Here is an 18755-nt window from a genome sequence, read left to right as displayed (position 1 = left end):
AAAAGAGGTTATTCGGAACTTTGTTTTGTTGCTTCTATAAGAGGTTGTTCAAAAAGTTCGCTTTTGATTACGAAGGATGCCTGATGGCATCTCAGCGTCAAATATGGGATTCAGCCGAAATAAGTGGATGCTTACGAAGCTTGTTTCTTTCAGAAACAATGTAGTTGCTCACGTAGTTCTGCCTACGCTCCGCTATTCCATTTCTAGCTTCATCCCATCTTCTCGGTACTGAAAACCGTTCTTTTTGAACACGCACTATAACATAAATTTTCTTTACTTCACTTTACTTTTACGAAGCCGTATACCCGTGATGTGATAACCATTTGTCTCCTCGGTACTTGATTCATACGCTTCATCGTCTTCCATTTCGGTACTTGCTGACTGAGCCGAGGGCTTTTTGTTTCGTCTGCGCTGTACAATGATATCACTGATTCCAATGAGCAGGACCAGCAGGAGACTTACAAAAAAACCAGGTCTACTCAGTGTGTGGAAGAGCGCACCGGTCACTGCAAACGCAATGAGCAGCAGCCCAATCCAGCGTTTAACGACATCGAACTTTTTGGACTGCAGCAGCCGACCAGAGGATAGTAAGATAAACGACCAGTTGTATAACAGCATCAATCCCGCTGCAGTCGTAATATATTCATACACTTTACCAGGCAGTAACAAAGACATAACAATAGTTCCGATAAGCCCACACCCAATGAGTGAAAGTGCAAATAAGGGATATTTCTGCTTCCACTTACGCGAGAATAACGACGGAGCATCTCCCTCCTTCGCCAGCGTCATAATCATGGATGTCACCGCATAGAGCGATGCCGTCATAGTCGAGAAACCCGCCACAATCAGTACGCCATTGAGCAGGTGCGGAACAAAGGCCAGATGATCGCTGCTCAGTGCCAGGACAAATGGACTTTCTTTGGGATTAAATGCACTCAGTGGCACCATGATCAACGCCAAACCAATAGATACGATATATACGATGGATAAAGAAATGAGCATAACCTTGCCTGCCTTGGGTGCATCCTCAGGTTTTTCTAATCGATAAGACATAATCCCGAGCACTTCAATACCACCGTAGGCGTAGAACGCAAAAAGGAATGCAGACCACAAACCTACTCCACCCTTGGGGAAAATCGCTGCCATATCCATGGGTACCTTATGATCGTACTTCGTTCCTCCAATCCAACCGGCAAGGAGCGCAATTGCCAGAATCAAAAACATAATAATAGCTGCCATCTTAATGATGGCGAGCACATTCTCAACCCGGTCAAATCCTTTGTTGCCAAAAAACACGATACATAGGCCGATTACGCCAAATCCAGCGGCAAAGACCCATAGTGAAACAGCAGGAAACCAGAATCTGGAAAATATCGACAGAGCCGTCAACTGACTCCCCATAATGAGCAATTCGGAAAACCAATACACCCATCCGCTGGAAAAACCAGCCCAATTCCCAAAAGCCTTCTTTGCATAAGAGCGAAAGGAGCCCTCTTCCGGATGTTCTGACGTCATTCGCGCGAGCGCATCAAAAACAATATATGTACCCAAAGCTGCAAATACATAAGCGATCAATACCGCAGGACCACCAAACGAGATGGCAAGACTTGAACCTAAAAAGTATCCCGTTCCAATCGTTCCTGCCACGCCGAGCAGACTTAGTTGCCACCATTTCAGTTTCTTTTCCTTTGTTGGAGTCTTGGATGCATTACTCATGCTGTCAGCCCTTTCTACATCATTCCCATTCCAAACACTTCAAATAGCCTGCCCTAATGATGTGGAAACATGTAAAAGAGCGGATAAATAACAGACAAACAACTTTATATCAACGGCAAAAAGCGCCGATCATGCACAAATGCACGGACCGACACTTTTCTTTACTCAAAACTCATGTTCTCTTGAACCTGTTCAACATTGTAGCTCTTCTCCATTGGTGGCAATAACCTGCTTGTACCACTCGAACGAATCTTTTTTGGATCTGTTCAATGTACCGTTACCTTCGTCGTCTTGATCCACGTAGATGAATCCGTATCGTTTGGACATTTCGGAGGTGGACATGGAGATCAGATCAATTGGCCCCCAAGCCGTATACCCGATCAGGTCTACACCCTCTATGACTGCTTCTTTCATTTGCTCAATATGCTTCTTAAGGTAATCAATTCGGTACGTATCATGAATCGAGCCATCTTCCTCGACCTTATCATATGCACCCAAACCATTTTCTACAACGAAAAGAGGCTTTCTGTAGCGGTTATACATGTCTCGCAACGTAATACGGAGCCCTTTCGGGTCAATCTGCCATCCCCAGTCGGACGTATCCAGATATTTATTTTTCACAGCATACGTCGTGAGATTACCAGATACCTGTTCATAATCTTCGGAATTGGATGCAACCGACTTGGACATGTAATAACTCAAAGATACATAATCCACAGGATACTGCTTCAATATTTCATCGTCACCGATTTCCTTCTGAATCACAATATTGTTCTCAGCAAAGTAACGATTCATAAAGGATGGGTATTCGCCGTGAACATGCACATCCGTGTGGAACAGGTTCAGGTCGTTATAATGCTGTGCGAGTAACACATCTTCTGGATTGTTCGTCACTGGATAGGTCTGTCCCCTAGCCAGCATACATCCTACTTTAGCATCTGGATTGATCTCGTGCGCGAGCTTCGTCACCAATGCACTTGCTACAAATTGATGGTGCAACGCCTGATAAGCGATTTGTTCCTTGGTTTGGTTCGGAAGCTTATCGACTAGTACGCCCCACCTGTATATGGGCTATGTCCCATCATATTAATCTCGTTAAATGTAATCCAGTATTTGACTTGATGACGGTAGCGTTTGAAGAGCACTTCTGCATACGTAACAAAAAGCGGAATCAACTTACGGCTGTACCAACCGTTATATTTGCGAGTCAGCGCCAGCGGAGTCTCATAATGAGACAGCGTAACGATTGGTTCGATGCCGTACTTCTCTAACTCATTGAATACTCGATCATAGAATTCCAATCCTTCGACACTTGGAGCTGCATCATCACCGTTAGGGAAAACTCTCGCCCAGTTAATCGACAAGCGAAAGGCTTTGAAACCCATCTCCGCAAATAGCGCAATGTCTTCTTCGTAGCGGTGATAGAAATCGACTCCATCACGCTTCGGATAGCGATCATCTACTTCTCTGTTGAGAGCCTTCTCGATATAATCAGAGTTTACATCGATGGCGAAGTTTAACCCACGTTTTTCTTTTGGTATAAAAGGAACCATGTCAGCTGTTGTGAGCCCTTTGCCACCTACGTTATACGCTCCTTCAACCTGATTGGCGGCAGTTGCGCCACCCCAGAGAAAGTTCGTTGGAAAACCTGTTTGAACTGTTGTCATATTCAATCACTCCTTAGTTTGTGTTTTATTTCATAATGGTTAATGCGCGTTCTCCTTCAAAAATAGGGCCTGCTTCGTTAATCGTCAGTACGTCTAGATAGTCGGCGGTATTGGTCACAATCATCATCGTTACCGTCTCAAGACCCGCTTCACGAATGGCGGCGCGATCGAATTCAATCAAAGGCTGTCCTATTTCGAGTCGATCCCCTGGCTTCACCAGACTTGTAAAATGCTTACCTTTTAGCGAAACGGTCTCAATTCCGATATGGATAAGCAGTTCTTCGCCGTCGTCCCCTTTAATACCAATGGCATGACCGGACTTCGGCATAATGCTGACCTCTCCATTAACCGGCGAAACGATGCGATCTTCGTCTGGCTCAATTGCAATACCTTTACCCATCGCTTCTTCTGAGAACGTCGGGTCGGATACGTCATGAAGATTCACAATCTGTCCTTTCAATGGGGAATGGATGTTGATTGGCCCTTTCGTTGCAGCTTCTGTAAGATTGGCACCCGTTGCTTTCGGTTTCGTCGGAACTTTCTGTGCGCTCTTCTCTTCCTGCTTCCCTTCAGCTGGAATATCTTTGAAACCGAAGATCATGACAAGCACAAAGGCACCGAGCAAGGCTCCAACAAAAAGAATCGAGGTCATGATCAAGTTATACGAATTCCCCAACGGATCGGCATACGCCGGCAAAACGAAGAGCCCTGGCAGTCCGCCTAATACTTGTTTCTTAATTCCAAGCCATGCCGCAATTCCACCCATAACCCCAGCAGAGATCATGGCAAGATACAGCGGTTTTTTCAATTTCATGTTAACCCCATACATCGCAGGCTCCGTGATACCCAGAAGAGCCGAGAAGCCGGTAGATGCACCCAACTGTTTGAATTGAGAGTTTTTACTTCTCACTGCAACTGCGAATGCAGCCCCTGCCTGTGCCACATTGCTAAGCAGCATCATGGGAGAGACAATCGGATCGAAGCCGTAGCTCGCGAAATTTTGAAAAATAATGGGAACAAGGGCATAATGCATACCTGTCATAATGAGCAGCGGCATAAAACCAGCAACCAAGAAGCCTGCTAATGGCCCAGCCACATCGAACAACCATACGAGTCCACTTGCGACCCAATTACCTGCATAGGTACCCATTGGTCCAATCAACCACAGCGTAATCGGAGCCACAATGATTAGGGACAGCAACGGTGTGAACATCATCGTTAACACATTCGGCATCCAAGACTTTACAAAAGCACTTACGTATTTCAGAAGAATGACACCAAGTATGATCGGAATAACTGATGAAGAGTAATTGATCACCGGAATGGTAATCCCACCGAAAATGGTAAAACTCGTAATCTCTCCACCTGAATTGACCGCGTTGACCATGGTTGGATACAGCATCGGTGCAGCAAGCGCAAGTGCAACATACTCATTCGTCTTAATTTTGCGTGCAGCGGTTACAGCAAGGAACAAGGGCAGGAAGTAAAAGAGCCCGTCTCCGATCATGTTCAACACTAGATATGTCTCGCTTTGATTACTCAACCAGCCAAATGTTACAAACATCGCCAGGAAGCCTTTGAGCAGACCCGCTCCGGCAAGCGCTGGAATGAGCGGGGTGAAGACACCTGAGATGAAGTCAAAGACGGAGGAGATTATGCCTTTTTTCTCACCGCTCGCTGCCTGCGCTCCACCTGTGCCGACTAGAGGTTCCACCTCTGCGAATACATCAGCGACCTGATTACCGATAATGACTTGGAATTGATCACCTGAGAATTGAGCACCGATGACTCCTTTTAACTGTTTGATCTCTTCTAGCTTAATCTTCTCCTTGTCACTCACTAAGAAGCGCAAGCGCGTCACACAATGCCAGGACTGCTCTACATTCTCCCTCCCTCCGACTTTCTCTACAATCTGTTTAGCTAGCTCTTGATATGCTTTCATCGCGAAATCCCCTCTCCACAATTTCCAAAAAAAATACCCAAACAACGTAGAGCCTTGTTGGCTCTCCTATGCTTGGGTAACGCCTGAATCGATGATTCAGTAACAATTCCACGGTTGACCTATTTAGTTTCTAGTTGGCTGGTTAAACGCCAGATATGAAGAGCAAGATACAGTCTTTCATTCGGCGATAGCGACCAACCATATTTCCGTTCGAGCAGATGTGCAATTTTCTCAACTGCCTGATAGGAACGAGGATACTTGCTCTTGACCACTTCGACGATCGTTAGATCAACCTCTTGGTCTTCGATATGATTCTGCTTGAATTGACGAATAAAAAAGTGACGCAGATGGGTGATAAACCGCGTGTAGCTTAACGATTCTTCATCCAGCTTGACTTGAAAATGATATTGGATAACCTCAATAATTCGATTAATAACTTCGGTCATTTTCAACGTTTCTTCAATCCGTGTCTTTTTAGTCTGCTGTCCATTTACGAAATGGTAGGTTAGAAAGGTTTCCTCACTTTTGGGCAAAAGAACGTCAAGGCGATCGAATACAAGCCTGATAGCTTCTTGAGCTGCGAGATATTCTTTCGGATATAGATTTTTGACTTCCCAACGGTTCGTCTCAACGTATTCAATCTGCTCATTTGCTCGCTTGATCGCAAAGTTCAAATGATCGGCGATGGTTAAATAAATGTTATTCTCGAACGTTATACCAAGCGAGACTTCCGCATTTTTAACCACTTCTACCGCTACATCGAGAACATCAGGATCCATATGATCTAAGACCTGCACGAGAGGTTTCTTCGCTGCTGAATCCTCTGCTGCAAACTTCCGGCGAATACTCTCTTCTTCGATCAGATCTCCTTTTTTCTTTTGGAAACCTACTCCAGTACCCATCACTACCCATTCAAGTCCAGAGAGATCTTTAACTAAAGCCACGTTATTGTTGAAGGCTTTAATATACCTCACTTTACTGACCCCACCTCTTAAAAAACACAAAAATCCATCTTGAAAATACATAAGGTATTTTCAACATGGTAATGCCTGATCTAATCAGTAACACCCATTTCAAATTATAGCCTTAATGTATCATTTCATGAAAACGGTGTCAACCGAAATTTTGCCAAAGCTAATGGATTATAAGGAGAACCGGAAAAAGGTTCAACCTTCAAGCAAAACCTTATTGCTGTACGCCTTTTCCATTTTGTATAACATATGTAAAAGGTTATTTTGCCGTGCAATAGAGCCCTTCTCCTATTCCCTCGCTACAGGGTCAACGCTTCTCTGAAGAGTCGAACTCCTCTAACACCTTGGACTTATCTCCATAAACTTTGTCCAGGTGCTCCTCACCCCAGTAACATAATAGATCTAGGGCAGGCTTAAGTCCCCAGCCATAGTCCGTTAACTCATACTCCACTTTAGGCGGAATCTCCGAATATACCTTTCGCTGCACAATCTCATCCTTTTCCAGACCTCTAAGCTGTGTTGTCAGCATCTTCTGCGTGATTTCGGGGATTAACCTTCGCAGCTCCGATGTACGTTTCCGCCCTGTCGTCAAATGGTAGATAATTAAAGGTTTCCACTTCCCACCCATGACTTCCAAGGCAGCTTCCACGCCTACTTTGTATTTCTTGGGAGCACTCGTATGTCCATCCTCTGTCAATGTTCTTCCCTCCTGATTCAAGCTATTGCTAGGCGAAAACATAACCTCTTGTTTCTTGCGTACTACTATTGTGTATTGAATGTTAATTGCAGTTAACTAGGGTACTTTCATGTTCCTATAGAACTTATTTCTTCCTATAGAACTTCAAAGTGCGTTCTTCCCAACGATTTCATTCCTTGTCTATAATAGCATTGGCAATAGGGTATGGCTATTAATCGTGATCGAGAAAGGTAGTGAACTATACGTATGAACGTATTAGTTGTTGTGTCGCATTCGAGGAAGAATTCCCTGACTTTTCAGGTTACTGATCGTTTTGTACAAGGTCTAACTGAGGCTGGTCACAGTGCGGAGATATTGGATTTACATGGCATTGGCTTCGACCCTCTCCTCCTCGAAGGAGATGAACCAAACCTTACTCAAGAAGTTCAAGAATTCTCTCCTGAAATCCAAACAGAAATGGAGCGGTTGAAAAAGCATGATGCTGTGGCTTTTGTGTTTCCCCTCTGGTGGTGGCATCTGCCAGCTATGCTGAAGGGTTATATTGATCGTGTATTTAATAACGGATTTGCCTACGGCGCAAATAAGCTTCATCATCAGCAAATATTATGGATTGCCCTTTCAGGCGTGACAGAACAACAGATGCAAAAGCGTAATTATGATGAGTCCATTCAAAATCTGCTCAACGTCGGTATTGCCGATTACTGCGGCGTATCTCGCTCTAAGGTTGAATTCCTGTACGAGACGTTGGATGCTGCACCAGAGCATTATGAGCAGTTGCTTAACTACGCGTATCAGCTAGGATTGGATTATGCTAAGGATATTCCAGCGCAGTAAGGATCATAACGCATCAATGTAGCGAAAAAAGGTCACTCCGAAGAGCGACCTTTTTGCTGTGTAACTACCTTATTTTACTGCCGAGAAAAGAAACTTCTCCAGCATCGTTATATCACTAATGCTATGGTTACAAGCATCGTTACCCATGCATACATACTGGCCAATGGCACTAAAGTGATCTGGTGAATGCTTCTTGGTCTTGACGTTGAAGAATCCGAGTTCCTGATGGCGATGACAGAACATACAGTATCCCTTCTTGTTGGTAGCCGTGATCCGTCCCTCTATACCGAAGAATTTGCCTTCATGAGGGTACACGATGAACAAACGGTTCGTTGCAATGTCGATCCATCTCAGATAGGTCGTGTGTGCATAATCGACGGATTCGAGATCAGGCAATTTGAGCTTTTTCGCCTTAGGAAACAACTTCTGAATCTGCTTCGCCGATATTTGCGGAAACGGAATCAGATATGCTTCCAGCTCGTTCAGATACAATTGCACGTCATGCGGCGTATTATACGTGGATAACGGCTCCAGTAGATTCTTCTGTTCCGATGTCAATTCTGATGTCAGCTCATCAAAGACTTCAATGACATTTGTGCCAACCGTATAACGCACGGTCTCCAATACTTTAGGATCCACGACAGAGCGTAGCGTTTTGATCAGGAAATCGGCTTGCTTCTGAATATAATTAAATTGATGATTATGAATAAATGGTGTTTGCATGGCGTTCAGCCCCTTATAGTTATTGATCATTCCAATAAGGTGCAAAGCCAGCGGGATGACACATGTTGATGGTACTCACGTACTCACAGGGCGATCGATTTCATTCTCGTCGCGCCCTACACAAAGTCCGCCCCTATTCAGGCTTTGCGTAAGGCCTTTCTAGCGAACGAGCAATCCGGCACAGCCAATATTGCCACGGTATAACCCCCAATGCAGTAGATATACCGGCATTATAACAGAGTTGAGAATGTGGGGGCAATGGGTTCTTAGTTCAAAAGGTATGTTCCTACTTTTACTCCAATCAACACCTTGATAAAATTCTTCTGATCTTTGGTAAACTGGTATCCTCGTTTCTCATAAAAGGCATGTGCATTCTTTCTACTAGGGTGTGACAACAGTTTAATCCCATAATAACCCTCATCCTGAGCCCATGATTCCAAATGTTGAATTAAACGTCCCCCGATTCCCTGATTTCGATATCCTTCTTTAACAACAAACCCCAGTACATTGACCAACGGCTCTGAGAATAACAGTTGATACGGGCTACCGTGGATATATCCAAGAACTTCATTATTCTGCTCATAAACCCAGACCACATCTCTGGTATGTTCAAGAATGGTTTCGATTTTTTGCTTAACCTGTTCAACACCGAAATTTACAAACTGAGAATTAAAATGCTGATTTAATATATAAATATCATGAACATCTGTGATTTGAATGAACCTAATAGTATACTCTGACATTCGTACAGCCCCTTTTAAACATCGTCTACCAAATTTTAAAACTTCTATATGACAGCTTCAGTTCAGTGTAATGGTTTGTGTCAGCGACAAACGATATGTATAACATACAATTTATTAGCATCGGGCTGCGTTTCTTTATGTTAAATTTCTTTCCGATACACCTTATAGGTGTAACTCGCCCATTCCAGCTTGAGTGCCTTCCAATCAATTACTTTCCAAGGGTTAAAAAAAGTCTGACCATCCTTATTAAAGAACAGATCTTGTCCCATATGATACGAGGCATGTTGAACGATATCGTTAGCATCCATCCATACAACAACATCACCCGTACGAAGCTCCTCTGTATCTCTCATGACATAATTGGCTCTCTTAAGTCCTTCTGCAAATGTCTCTGGATGTACCCATTCATTCAGAATCCATTCTTGCTGAGATACAGCGAACAATGTTGCAGCTAAACAATTCCCTCCTCCTTCAGCTGGGAATGTATTGGCATATCTTTGCAAGTGAAGAGGAATAGAGTCATCCAGCGCATAACCGTTCCAGTCATCCCACTTCTTAGCATATCCTTTGAGCAGATCCACCTTCACTTCATAGGGAAGCTTACTCCATAGTTTACTGTGTAGAACGACATATTCTTCTTCATGATCCTTCACCAGATATTCCTCAGGAAATGTATACGGAGTAGAGAGCAACGAGATCGGTAAGATCAAACCACGATGTACTGTAAGCTGAATATGGTTGATCCATTTCTGCATTTCACTTGAGAGAGAACACAACCAATTCGGGTCAGCGACAAGTACATATTTTATTTCTTTGTCTATCTTCCAATATTCAAAGCTATTAACAAGCTGTATCTGATTATATGAGGAATGACGAAAGAATTCTTTGCTCGGAAAAATTAACACATCGTTAAGGTGCATTTCTAGTTTAATGAGATGCTCTTCCCTGAGAAAAAATAGATCTTTATTAGGAACATAGGCGTCGATCCAACGCCCAATCCGTTCAGCGGATGGCTCAACCATTATGATCATTGTATTTGTTCTCCTTATCTACGAATGATGAACCAACGTATATTTCCATTATTATACTATTGAAATAGAAAAATATAAGGATTCAATTATTCATAATTCAAACGAAATATTTAATCAAAAAAGAAGCTACCTCCCTGGCCTTCCCCAGTTCAGTAGCTCTCTTTTTCCGATCCTCTTATTGCCTTACTACATACAACCGTACACCTTACTCCTTCACAGCCCCAACCACAATCCCGGTCACAAAATACCGTTGCAGGAACGGATATACGAGCAGAATCGGCAATGCGCTGATAAATATCTGTGAAGCCCGGATTGTCCGCTGCGACAGGTTCGCAATCGCTTCGGGATCAAGCTTGGTCATGTCTGCCTGCACGATGATCGTCTGCATAAACGTCGCGAGTGGCAGCTTTTCCGAATCACGGATATAGATGATCCCGTCAAAATATGCGTTCCAATGCCCAACCATCATGAACAGAGACACGGTGGCGATAACAGGTACGGAGACGGGTAGATAGATTTTGATAAAGGTCTGAAAGTGTCCTGCGCCATCAATAAACGCTGCCTCTTCCAGATCCTTCGGCACCGTGCGGAAGAAATTCAGTAGCAGAATGATGTTGAACACCGCCACAAGACCTGGCAGAATCAGCGCCCACAGCGTATTCATCAGTCCCAGCTTTAGAATAAGGATATACCCCGGAATGAGTCCTCCGCTGAACAGCATGGTAACTACGAAATACCACAGATAGATGTTACGTGCACGGAACACCCGTGTCTCCTTGGACAGCGCATACGCCGCAAGCGTATTGACGATGAGCGCAAGCCCGGTACCCAGTACCGTCCGTTCTACGGATACCCACAACGAGGACAGGAAGTTGGAATTATCAAATGTCTTGGCATACGCTTCGAGCGTGAATCCAATCGGCCAGAACGTGACTAATCCGGCATTAGCAGGTGCAGACGCGCTGAGCGATACCATCAGCAAGTGATAGAGCGGCAGCAGACAGAGCAGCGAAAGGATGGTCAGGAACACATTGTTGAAGATGCTGAATATGCGATAGGGCAGCGTTTTATGATACATGGCTCGTCATCCTTTCTAGAAAATTCGGTATCCGGCGAAACGGTAAGCCAGTCGGTAAGAGATTACGATCAGGATCAGACTGATGACCGATTTGAACAGATTCACCGCGGTAGCGAAGCTGAACTGCCCACTTAACAGACCTTCCCGATACACAAACGTATCAATGATATCCGCTTGCTGATAGATCAATGGACTGTATAAGTTAAAGATCTGGTCGAAGTTGGCGTTGAGTACATTACCCAGTGCCAGTGTTGCGATCACAATTCCAATTGGAATGAGTGCCGGGATGGTAATATAGATCGTTTGCTTCCAGCGCCCTGCTCCATCCACTTCTGCTGCTTCATAGAGTGATGGATTGATGCCGGATAAGGCTGCAAGGAAGATGATTGTGTTGAAGCCGAACTCTTTCCAGACATCACTCGCAATGACCGTGAACCGGAACCAGTTACCGTCCCCGAGGAAGAAGATTGGCTTGATGCCAAACACCGAGACCAGGAACTGATTGACGATGCCCGTTTGCGCCAGAATGTCGATCAAAATACCGGACAGTGTTACCCAGGACAAGAAGTGTGGCAGATACACGAGGGTCTGGATTGTTCTTTTGAGCGCCATCTTCCGCACCTCATTGAGCAATAAGGCGAAGACAAATGGAATGATCAGGTTCATGACAATTTTGGAGCAGGCAAAAAACAGTGTGTTCCACGTAATTTGCAGGAAGTAATCATTTTCCCACATGTACCTGAAATGCTTCAGACCCACCCATTCCGAATTAAAAAAACCTAATGCAGGTTTGTAATCTTGAAATGCCATCAGAATGCCCGACATCGGAATATATGAAAAAATAAAGACCATAATGGCCGCAGGCAACACCATGAAGTGTAGAATCCACGGCTGTTTGTAACGTTTTTTTCTCTTATGCTCCAGCTTGTTTCCAAGACTGGCCTGCGGGACTCGTTTACCCTCCAATTTAGCCTCCATAGCGCTTCTCCTGTTCCCAAAAAAAGTTTTTGTGTGTGATGGGGTTCTCTGATATAAATAGTATCAAGCCATTCTGAGGTCTGACTATATAACATTGTTAGGCTCGATAGGGTTTTGTTAGTTTGATCTAAACTTATATCACACGATCACTCCGATGACAGAACAACCTTCCGATCGCTGTTACCCCCAGATTTTTTTTGATTCCCATTTTTAATGGGGAAATCCAAGGATAGCCTATGCTTCCGATGTAGCTTTCCTTCAGAAAGCTTTCAAGCGACCGCTCCGCTTCTCCAGGTTCTTTCTGTCCTCTCCGTTTCCGTGTGAATGTTTAGTTCAGCCTATGTAGTCTGAAAGTGAAGGTAAAGGAGAATTTTCATGCATACATGGAAGCGCTTAATATTATTTCCAGCCAAGGCGAGATCACGCTTTAGCCTGTTTGCCAAAATAAATTTGTTAATTGTGGTGTTATTCATCCCCATTCTCATCATGTACACCTACTCGAATAGCGTCACCTATGACGTGGTCAGTAATGAGTTGCAGATTTCGAACACGAAGCAGCTGACGTTCCTGTCCAGCCAGATCGATTCGCGCATTAATCAGATGATGGATTTCAGCCTGATTCTCTCACGCGATCCGAATGTGCGAGCTTTCAATGGATTGAACATGTGGGACGATCGGTATGACCAGATGCAGACCCGTTATGTCATACAGGAAAAGATGACGCTGCAATCCGGCGTTACAGATATATGGCCCACTCGCTATGCCGTGTATTCCCAACAGAATCAGGATGTTATCGCCAACTACAACCGTTCATCCGGGTATGATGAGGATTATTTGAAGAAAAATATGAGCGGACAATGGACCTATGGGGATCAAGGGACAGCAACTCAAGAAGGGCTGCAATCCTTCTACTGGTTCTTTACCGATTCGTTGGCTCAACCGGGGACGCTCACTGGAAGCAACCTCGTCATTGAAGCCAGTTTCAGTTATGAGAACATTCAAAATATGCTGGATACGTATAAAGCTGGCGGGCAAGGCGATCCATTCTTTTATCACAAGGGTGACGCCCCCATTCTGAATCGTAGTGCCGATGAGCAGTTATCCCAAGAACTCATTCGTTATCTGGATACACACTCTTCAGAAGATACAACGCAGGATGTCGTTGAGCTGGGTGGGAAAAAGTACTTGGTTAGCTCCGTGAAATCCACGTATCTGGACTGGCATCTGGTTGATGTCATCCCGCTCTATCAGATTCTTCAGCCGATCTCACTCAGTCGGAATCTATTCTATGCTTGTATGATTTTGTTACTGGTGGTGGGCATCTCGGCGTCGATCCTGCTCTACCGGAACGTGCAATATCCGATCAAAAAACTGATCAAAGGCTTACGCCGTGTAGAGCAAGGAGACTATTCCGTGCGTTTGCATAGTAACAAGCAGAACGAGTTCTCGTTCCTGTTCCGTCGGTTCAACGACATGTCCCATCAGATTCAAGATCTGATCGAGAATGTATTTCATGAGAAAATTAGAGCCAGAGAAGCTACACTGAAGCAGTTGCAGGCGCAGATTAATCCGCATTTTCTATATAACTGTCTTGGTTATATCATTAATATGGCTCAGATGAAGGACGAGCAAGCCGTCGTGTCCATGGCGCATAACCTAAGTGCGTATTACCGCTATACGACCCGAATGGAACGAGAGACATCTTCCCTTCAGGAAGAGATCAAGCTGCTTATCAACTATCTGGATATTCAGAAGCTGCGCAACGGTCGCATTGAGTATCACATTGACATTCCGGAGAACATGCTCCAGCAGTCTGTGCCGCGATTAATGCTGCAACCGATGGTCGAGAATTCCGTCATTCACGGCGTGGCGAAGTCCTATTCTTCCGGGGAAATTCGAATAACTGGCGAGAGCGAGGACGGAATAGGCAAAATATATATCGATGACGACGGCCCTGGCCTAAGCCCAGAACAGTACGAAGCACTGAACATGAAAATGCAGGAGCCTTTGCAAGAGGAAATGGGCTGTGGTCTCTGGAATACCAACCAGCGCATCATGCACCTATTCGGTACCCAATCCTACCTCCGATTCGGCCCATCCCCACTTGGCGGATTCCGAACCGAGATCGTCTGGGAGATCTCGAAGGAAGATACAGAGCCCGAGCGAGGAAACCGAAACTAACATAAGAGGTTATGCTTCGCCCTTAAATTAATACTAATTCACCTTTATAAAAGTCTTTCTTTAAAATAAAGGCTTAAACTTTATGTGAACCAAAGCGAAGGATTAAAGGGATTCTGTAGAAGCGAAGCGTTCGCCTTTATCCCCGGATTTCACCTTTAGAAAAGATTTAATAAAATCTGGGGATAACAGCGATCGAAAGAACCTTTGAATCCGTAGCGCCCTTGTTCAATTCATCTATCCCTTAATTTTAACCTCAAGACTTAAATACCACCCAAGGAGACTAACATCATGCAGATGATCATCGTAGACGACGAAGCACACTGGGTAGATAATCTATCCATGACCAAGCCCTGGCATACGCTGGGGATCGAACAGGTGCATAAAGCCTATTCGGCGCATGAAGCTTTACAAATGATTGATACACACCCGATTGATATCGTGATCTCAGACATTCAAATGCCTGAAATGACGGGAATTCAACTGATTGAACGGATTCGAGTCCGTGACAAAAAAATAAAATGCATTCTTTTATCCGGGTACTCCGAATTTGAATATGCCAAAAAAGCTATCCAGTATGAGGCCGTAGATTATTTACTCAAACCGCCTACAGATGATGAATTAATGGGTGCCGTGCAGAAGGCAATCGACCAACTCAATAATGAATGGGAGCTTGTAAGCTCACTTACGCGAACTCAGTTTACGTTACGGGAGAATCTGCCTCATTTGCGGGGACGACTACTGTTGGAGGCTTTGCAGGGACATCGCTACTCAGCTAGTGAATGGGATCGTAAGCTTGCTAACTATGGTTTACCTTTCCATGCGGGGGATGCTGCGCTCATGCTGGTGCGTTTGGAAGAGGAATTCGGTCAATATGACAGCCATGATCAGACACTGATCGAATATGCCATCATCAATATGGCGGAGGAGATTATGGGTGAGTTTATGGAGGTATGGGGTGTCAAAGAAGAGCATGGCTATCTGGTGTTCTTACTGCAACTAAAGGAGCGCAAAGGCGATATTGGCAAAGAAACCATTTTGGAGAAGCTATCGATTCAGCTTCAATCCAAGGTCAAGCAGTTCCTCAAGGGCTCCCTCTCTATCGTTATGACTGAATGGTTTGCTTTCCCGGATCAGCTCTATCCCCGTTTTCGTCAAGCCTCAGCCTATTTTCGGCAGATCGTTGGAGACGAGCGCGAATTCGTGATGCGGGTCAGCGACGTGGAATCCCCCACAGCGCAAGGACCGCTGGACGTACTGTATACCCCGCCTACGTTAGTACAACTGCTAGAGAGTGGGCAATGGGATGCTGCGGAAGAGAAAATTCTCGCTGTCTGCACAGAACTAGATGAGAAATGGTCGGAATCGTGGGAACACTGCATGGAGGCTGGTTTTCTCATTACGGCTTCATTCACTAATCTCGCACACCGTAACAAGCTCACACTGGCAAATTTAATGGGCAGCGATATCGAGTTTCTTCAGAGCGGAGAAGCCTTCTCCACGATTGGAAAACTGCGGAAATGGTCACTTAGCGTGCTTGGCAAACTCAAAGAAGGCACGTCCAACGAGATCAAAGATGTTCGCTCCGAGTACGTGAAGAAAATTCAGGATTATACCGATAAGAACCTGCATTTGGATGTGTCTTTGCGTGCCTTGGCCGATCATGTCAATCTGCATCCGACTCACCTATCCAAGATATATAAGATTGAAACAGGCGAAGGCATTAGTGAATATATCTCGCGCCTACGTATGGATCGAGCGTGTCACAAGCTGGTGACAACCAGCAAAAAAGTATATGAAATCAGCATGGAGATTGGCTATATGGACCCGGCTTATTTTATCAAAGTATTCAAGCGTCAGTTCGGCGTTACGCCGCAGGAGTATAGAGACCAGCATTAATAACATAATAGAGTCCTATCAAAACTAACAAACTCATATAGATGCCCTCCCACCCAAATTGGTACAGTTACACTTGTAGAGGTTGTTCAAAAAGTCCGCTTTTGATTACGAAGGATGCCTCACGCATCCTCAGCATCGAATATGGAATTCAGCCGAAATAAGCGGGAGGCTTACGAAGTATGTTTCCTTTGGAAACATTGTAGTTGCTCACGTAGCTCTATCTACGCTCCGCTACTCCATTTCTAGCTTCATCCCATCTTCTCGGTACTGAAAAACGTCCTTTTTGAACATGCATTAGTAAAGATCATACATCGTAGGGGATTGAACAATGATCAAATTCAAAACATGGTGGTCACTGCTCATGGTTATCGCACTCATCACGATCACTGCGTGCGGCAGTGGTGAGACTGCGAGTGAAAATGGTACTGACGATAATACGCCGGCAATCGTCGGTTCGGCTGAAGCAGAAGCTGCTTTTGCAAATGGAAAATACGACCCACCTATCGAGTTCAGTTCGGTGTTGATGCCGAAGAAATACGTGCAAGGCGATACAAAAGAAAACAATGTGCACGATCGTTGGATGCTCGAAACGCTGGGTATGAAGCATAAGGATACATGGTATCCGGCCAATGACGATCAGTACAGACAGAAGCTGCAACTCGCGATTGCGTCTGGTGAGAAACTGCCTGATTTCGTAACCGTACCAACCAACGCTGTTCTGACGAATCAGCTGATCGACTCCGGTCAATTCATCGCCATTGATGAGTTGTTCGACAAGTACGCGAACCAAACACTGAAAGATCACGCAGCAGCGCATCCTGAGCTGTGGTACCCGTTTACCAAAGACGGCAAAAAATACAACATGCCAATCATGGAGTACACGGATAACGACGATACCCTGCTCTGGCTCAGAGAGGACTGGATGGAGAAGCTGAATCTAGAAGCTCCGAAAACCATCGCAGACCTTGAAAATATCATGGACAAATTCAAGAACGAGAACCCGGATGGGCTGTCTCCGGACAAAGTATTCCCACTGGCGATCTCGCTGAAAAATAACACGAATACCTGGATGGGCTCGCTCGACTGGTTATTCGGTGCATACGGCACAATCCAGGAACAATGGAATAAGGACGCCGATGGTAATCTCGAATACGGCTCCATTAATCCAGGTGCCAAGCAAGCTCTTGCCAAGCTAAATGAATGGATGAACAAAGGGTACATCCACGCCGACTCCGCACTGTGGGACGAAGGTAAATCCGCTGAAAGCTGGACTGCTGGCACCGCTGGCATTCTGCCTGGCGCGAACTGGGTACCTGACTGGCCTGCACCTGATCTGCTGAAGAACGTACCTGGTGCCAAATACAAAGCCTATCCTATTCCGGCTGGCCCAGAAGGCAAGATCGGTACGAAGTGGCAGAACTCTGGTGTGAACGCCAGTATCATGATCAATAAGGATGCCAAGCATCCAGAAGCGATTTTCCTGTACTATAACTACCTGCTCGATAACCTGGCTAACCCGGCTGCAGGCAGTGATTACGAATACGGCTTCGCCAAAGGGTACGACTGGGATATTATCGACGGTCAACCGACCAGTGACAAGGAGAAAATCAAAGACTTCTCCAACGAATTCCCGTTCCTGACTGGTCCAGCACGTATTCCAGATCTCTACATGAAAACTCTCGTGAAGCTGGCTGATGGCGAAAAGCCCGAAACACCTTACGAGAAACAAATGGCTGAGTTCCGCAAACCCGAAAACTGGGCCGCTGCCAAAGTCGTCATGTCTCAGATCGACATTCGCAAACAAAACTACTTCACCGGCGCAGCCACACCAACCATGGTCTCCAAATGGAACCTGCTCCGCCAGTCCGAGATGGAAACGTTCAATAAGATCATCTACGGCAAACTGCCAGTGGATGCCTTTGACCAATTCGTCGCTAACTGGAAATCTAACGGTGGAGATCAGATCACGCAAGAAGTGAATGATTGGTTCAAGTCGGTAAGTGGGAAGTAAGGATTTGGGGAAGTAACGAGCGACAAAATAAAGTATTAAAAAAACAAGCCGAAGCATGCATTGCCATCGCTTCGGCTTGTTTTCTATGTCTAGTTAACCCAGCACTCACAATCACTATGCTATAGAATTCCTCGAAATTTTTTTCTGAAAATAGAAAAACGACAAGAAGGATGAACTCTAATATTTTTCTTCTCCAATCCCATAAATATTCTATCCATATTTTCTAAACATCTTTCTGTTGAAGACTCTGCACCAAAAGAAAATGAATTCATTTTTCTCACCTATAA

13 protein-coding genes and 1 pseudogene are annotated in these 18755 nt (G+C 44.9%); 4 read left to right on the top strand and 10 right to left on the bottom strand.

What is annotated here, in order from left to right; genetic code table 11:
• Positions 1-273: 273 nt before the first annotated feature.
• The 5 genes and pseudogenes from DMB88_RS08085 to DMB88_RS08065 all read right to left on the bottom strand — a co-directional run bounded on the left by DMB88_RS08085 (position 274) and on the right by DMB88_RS08065 (position 6993).
• Entirely contained in the window at positions 274-1716 is a 1443-nt protein-coding gene (locus DMB88_RS08085; protein WP_128100940.1) for an amino acid permease, read from the bottom strand.
• Between the two features lie 192 nt (positions 1717-1908).
• A pseudogene (locus DMB88_RS08080) lies at positions 1909-3383 on the bottom strand (glycoside hydrolase family 1 protein).
• A gap of 25 nt (positions 3384-3408) precedes the next feature.
• Positions 3409-5325 carry a beta-glucoside-specific PTS transporter subunit IIABC gene (locus DMB88_RS08075; RefSeq protein WP_128100939.1) on the bottom strand — a complete coding sequence of 639 codons (1917 nt, stop codon included), beginning with the start codon at positions 5323-5325 and terminating at the stop codon, positions 3409-3411.
• Positions 5326-5444: 119 nt separating this feature from the next.
• Positions 5445-6299 carry a PRD domain-containing protein gene (locus tag DMB88_RS08070; protein ID WP_164848643.1) on the bottom strand — a complete coding sequence of 285 codons (855 nt, stop codon included), beginning with the start codon at positions 6297-6299 and terminating at the stop codon, positions 5445-5447.
• Positions 6300-6603: 304 nt separating this feature from the next.
• Positions 6604-6993 carry a winged helix-turn-helix transcriptional regulator gene (locus tag DMB88_RS08065; RefSeq protein ID WP_056699048.1) on the bottom strand — a complete coding sequence of 130 codons (390 nt, stop codon included), beginning with the start codon at positions 6991-6993 and terminating at the stop codon, positions 6604-6606.
• Positions 6994-7239: 246 nt separating this feature from the next.
• Between DMB88_RS08065 and DMB88_RS08060 the strand changes: the two genes are divergently transcribed.
• Complete coding sequence (locus DMB88_RS08060; RefSeq protein ID WP_128100937.1) at positions 7240-7827, top strand: NAD(P)H oxidoreductase; 588 nt, start codon at positions 7240-7242, stop codon at positions 7825-7827.
• Between the two features lie 69 nt (positions 7828-7896).
• Here DMB88_RS08060 and DMB88_RS08055 read toward each other — a convergent pair whose 3' ends face one another.
• The 5 genes from DMB88_RS08055 to DMB88_RS08035 form a co-directional block, all read right to left on the bottom strand.
• Positions 7897-8550, bottom strand: coding sequence for a FusB/FusC family EF-G-binding protein (locus DMB88_RS08055; RefSeq protein WP_128100936.1), 654 nt, complete (start codon positions 8548-8550; stop codon positions 7897-7899).
• Positions 8551-8816: 266 nt separating this feature from the next.
• Complete coding sequence (locus DMB88_RS08050; protein WP_128100935.1) at positions 8817-9293, bottom strand: GNAT family N-acetyltransferase; 477 nt, start codon at positions 9291-9293, stop codon at positions 8817-8819.
• Between the two features lie 140 nt (positions 9294-9433).
• Positions 9434-10324, bottom strand: a complete 891-nt coding sequence (locus DMB88_RS08045) for a hypothetical protein (protein ID WP_128100934.1) — start codon at positions 10322-10324, stop codon at positions 9434-9436.
• Positions 10325-10529: 205 nt separating this feature from the next.
• Positions 10530-11402 (bottom strand): carbohydrate ABC transporter permease, encoded by an 873-nt coding sequence (locus DMB88_RS08040; protein ID WP_128100933.1) that lies wholly within the window; start codon positions 11400-11402, stop codon positions 10530-10532.
• Between the two features lie 15 nt (positions 11403-11417).
• Complete coding sequence (locus DMB88_RS08035; protein ID WP_174715334.1) at positions 11418-12275, bottom strand: ABC transporter permease; 858 nt, start codon at positions 12273-12275, stop codon at positions 11418-11420.
• A gap of 480 nt (positions 12276-12755) precedes the next feature.
• Between DMB88_RS08035 and DMB88_RS08030 the strand changes: the two genes are divergently transcribed.
• The 3 genes from DMB88_RS08030 to DMB88_RS08020 all read left to right on the top strand — a co-directional run bounded on the left by DMB88_RS08030 (position 12756) and on the right by DMB88_RS08020 (position 18468).
• Positions 12756-14561, top strand: coding sequence for a cache domain-containing sensor histidine kinase (locus DMB88_RS08030; RefSeq protein ID WP_128100932.1), 1806 nt, complete (start codon positions 12756-12758; stop codon positions 14559-14561).
• 288 nt (positions 14562-14849) lie between these two features.
• A complete protein-coding gene (locus tag DMB88_RS08025) occupies positions 14850-16457 on the top strand; it encodes a response regulator transcription factor (protein WP_128100931.1) in 1608 nt (535 codons plus the stop codon).
• Positions 16458-16785: 328 nt separating this feature from the next.
• On the top strand, positions 16786-18468 hold the full coding sequence (locus tag DMB88_RS08020; RefSeq protein WP_128100930.1) for a type 2 periplasmic-binding domain-containing protein: 1683 nt from the start codon (positions 16786-16788) through the stop codon (positions 18466-18468).
• Positions 18469-18755: the final 287 nt, after the last annotated feature.

Origin of the sequence: Paenibacillus sp. DCT19 (genome assembly GCF_003268635.1) — a bacterium.
Lineage (GTDB): Bacteria > Bacillota > Bacilli > Paenibacillales > Paenibacillaceae > Paenibacillus.
Note: the sequence above shows the minus strand (reverse complement) of the source record. Positions and strands in the feature narration are given on the sequence as shown.

Bases quoted from the DNA above. Each gene is read 5' to 3' on its own strand.
- DMB88_RS08055 (WP_128100936.1), bottom strand. From the start codon at position 8,550: ATGCAAACACCATTTATTCATAATCATCAATTTAATTATATTCAGAAG.
- DMB88_RS08035 (WP_174715334.1), bottom strand. From the start codon at position 12,275: ATGGTGTTGCCTGCGGCCATTATGGTCTTTATTTTTTCATATATTCCG.
- DMB88_RS08085 (WP_128100940.1), bottom strand. From the start codon at position 1,716: ATGAGTAATGCATCCAAGACTCCAACAAAGGAAAAGAAACTGAAATGG.
- DMB88_RS08045 (WP_128100934.1), bottom strand. From the start codon at position 10,324: ATGATCATAATGGTTGAGCCATCCGCTGAACGGATTGGGCGTTGGATC.
- DMB88_RS08020 (WP_128100930.1), top strand. From the start codon at position 16,786: ATGATCAAATTCAAAACATGGTGGTCACTGCTCATGGTTATCGCACTC.
- DMB88_RS08030 (WP_128100932.1), top strand. From the start codon at position 12,756: ATGCATACATGGAAGCGCTTAATATTATTTCCAGCCAAGGCGAGATCA.
- DMB88_RS08040 (WP_128100933.1), bottom strand. From the start codon at position 11,402: ATGTATCATAAAACGCTGCCCTATCGCATATTCAGCATCTTCAACAAT.
- DMB88_RS08025 (WP_128100931.1), top strand. From the start codon at position 14,850: ATGCAGATGATCATCGTAGACGACGAAGCACACTGGGTAGATAATCTA.
- DMB88_RS08060 (WP_128100937.1), top strand. From the start codon at position 7,240: ATGAACGTATTAGTTGTTGTGTCGCATTCGAGGAAGAATTCCCTGACT.
- DMB88_RS08050 (WP_128100935.1), bottom strand. From the start codon at position 9,293: ATGTCAGAGTATACTATTAGGTTCATTCAAATCACAGATGTTCATGAT.
- DMB88_RS08075 (WP_128100939.1), bottom strand. From the start codon at position 5,325: ATGAAAGCATATCAAGAGCTAGCTAAACAGATTGTAGAGAAAGTCGGA.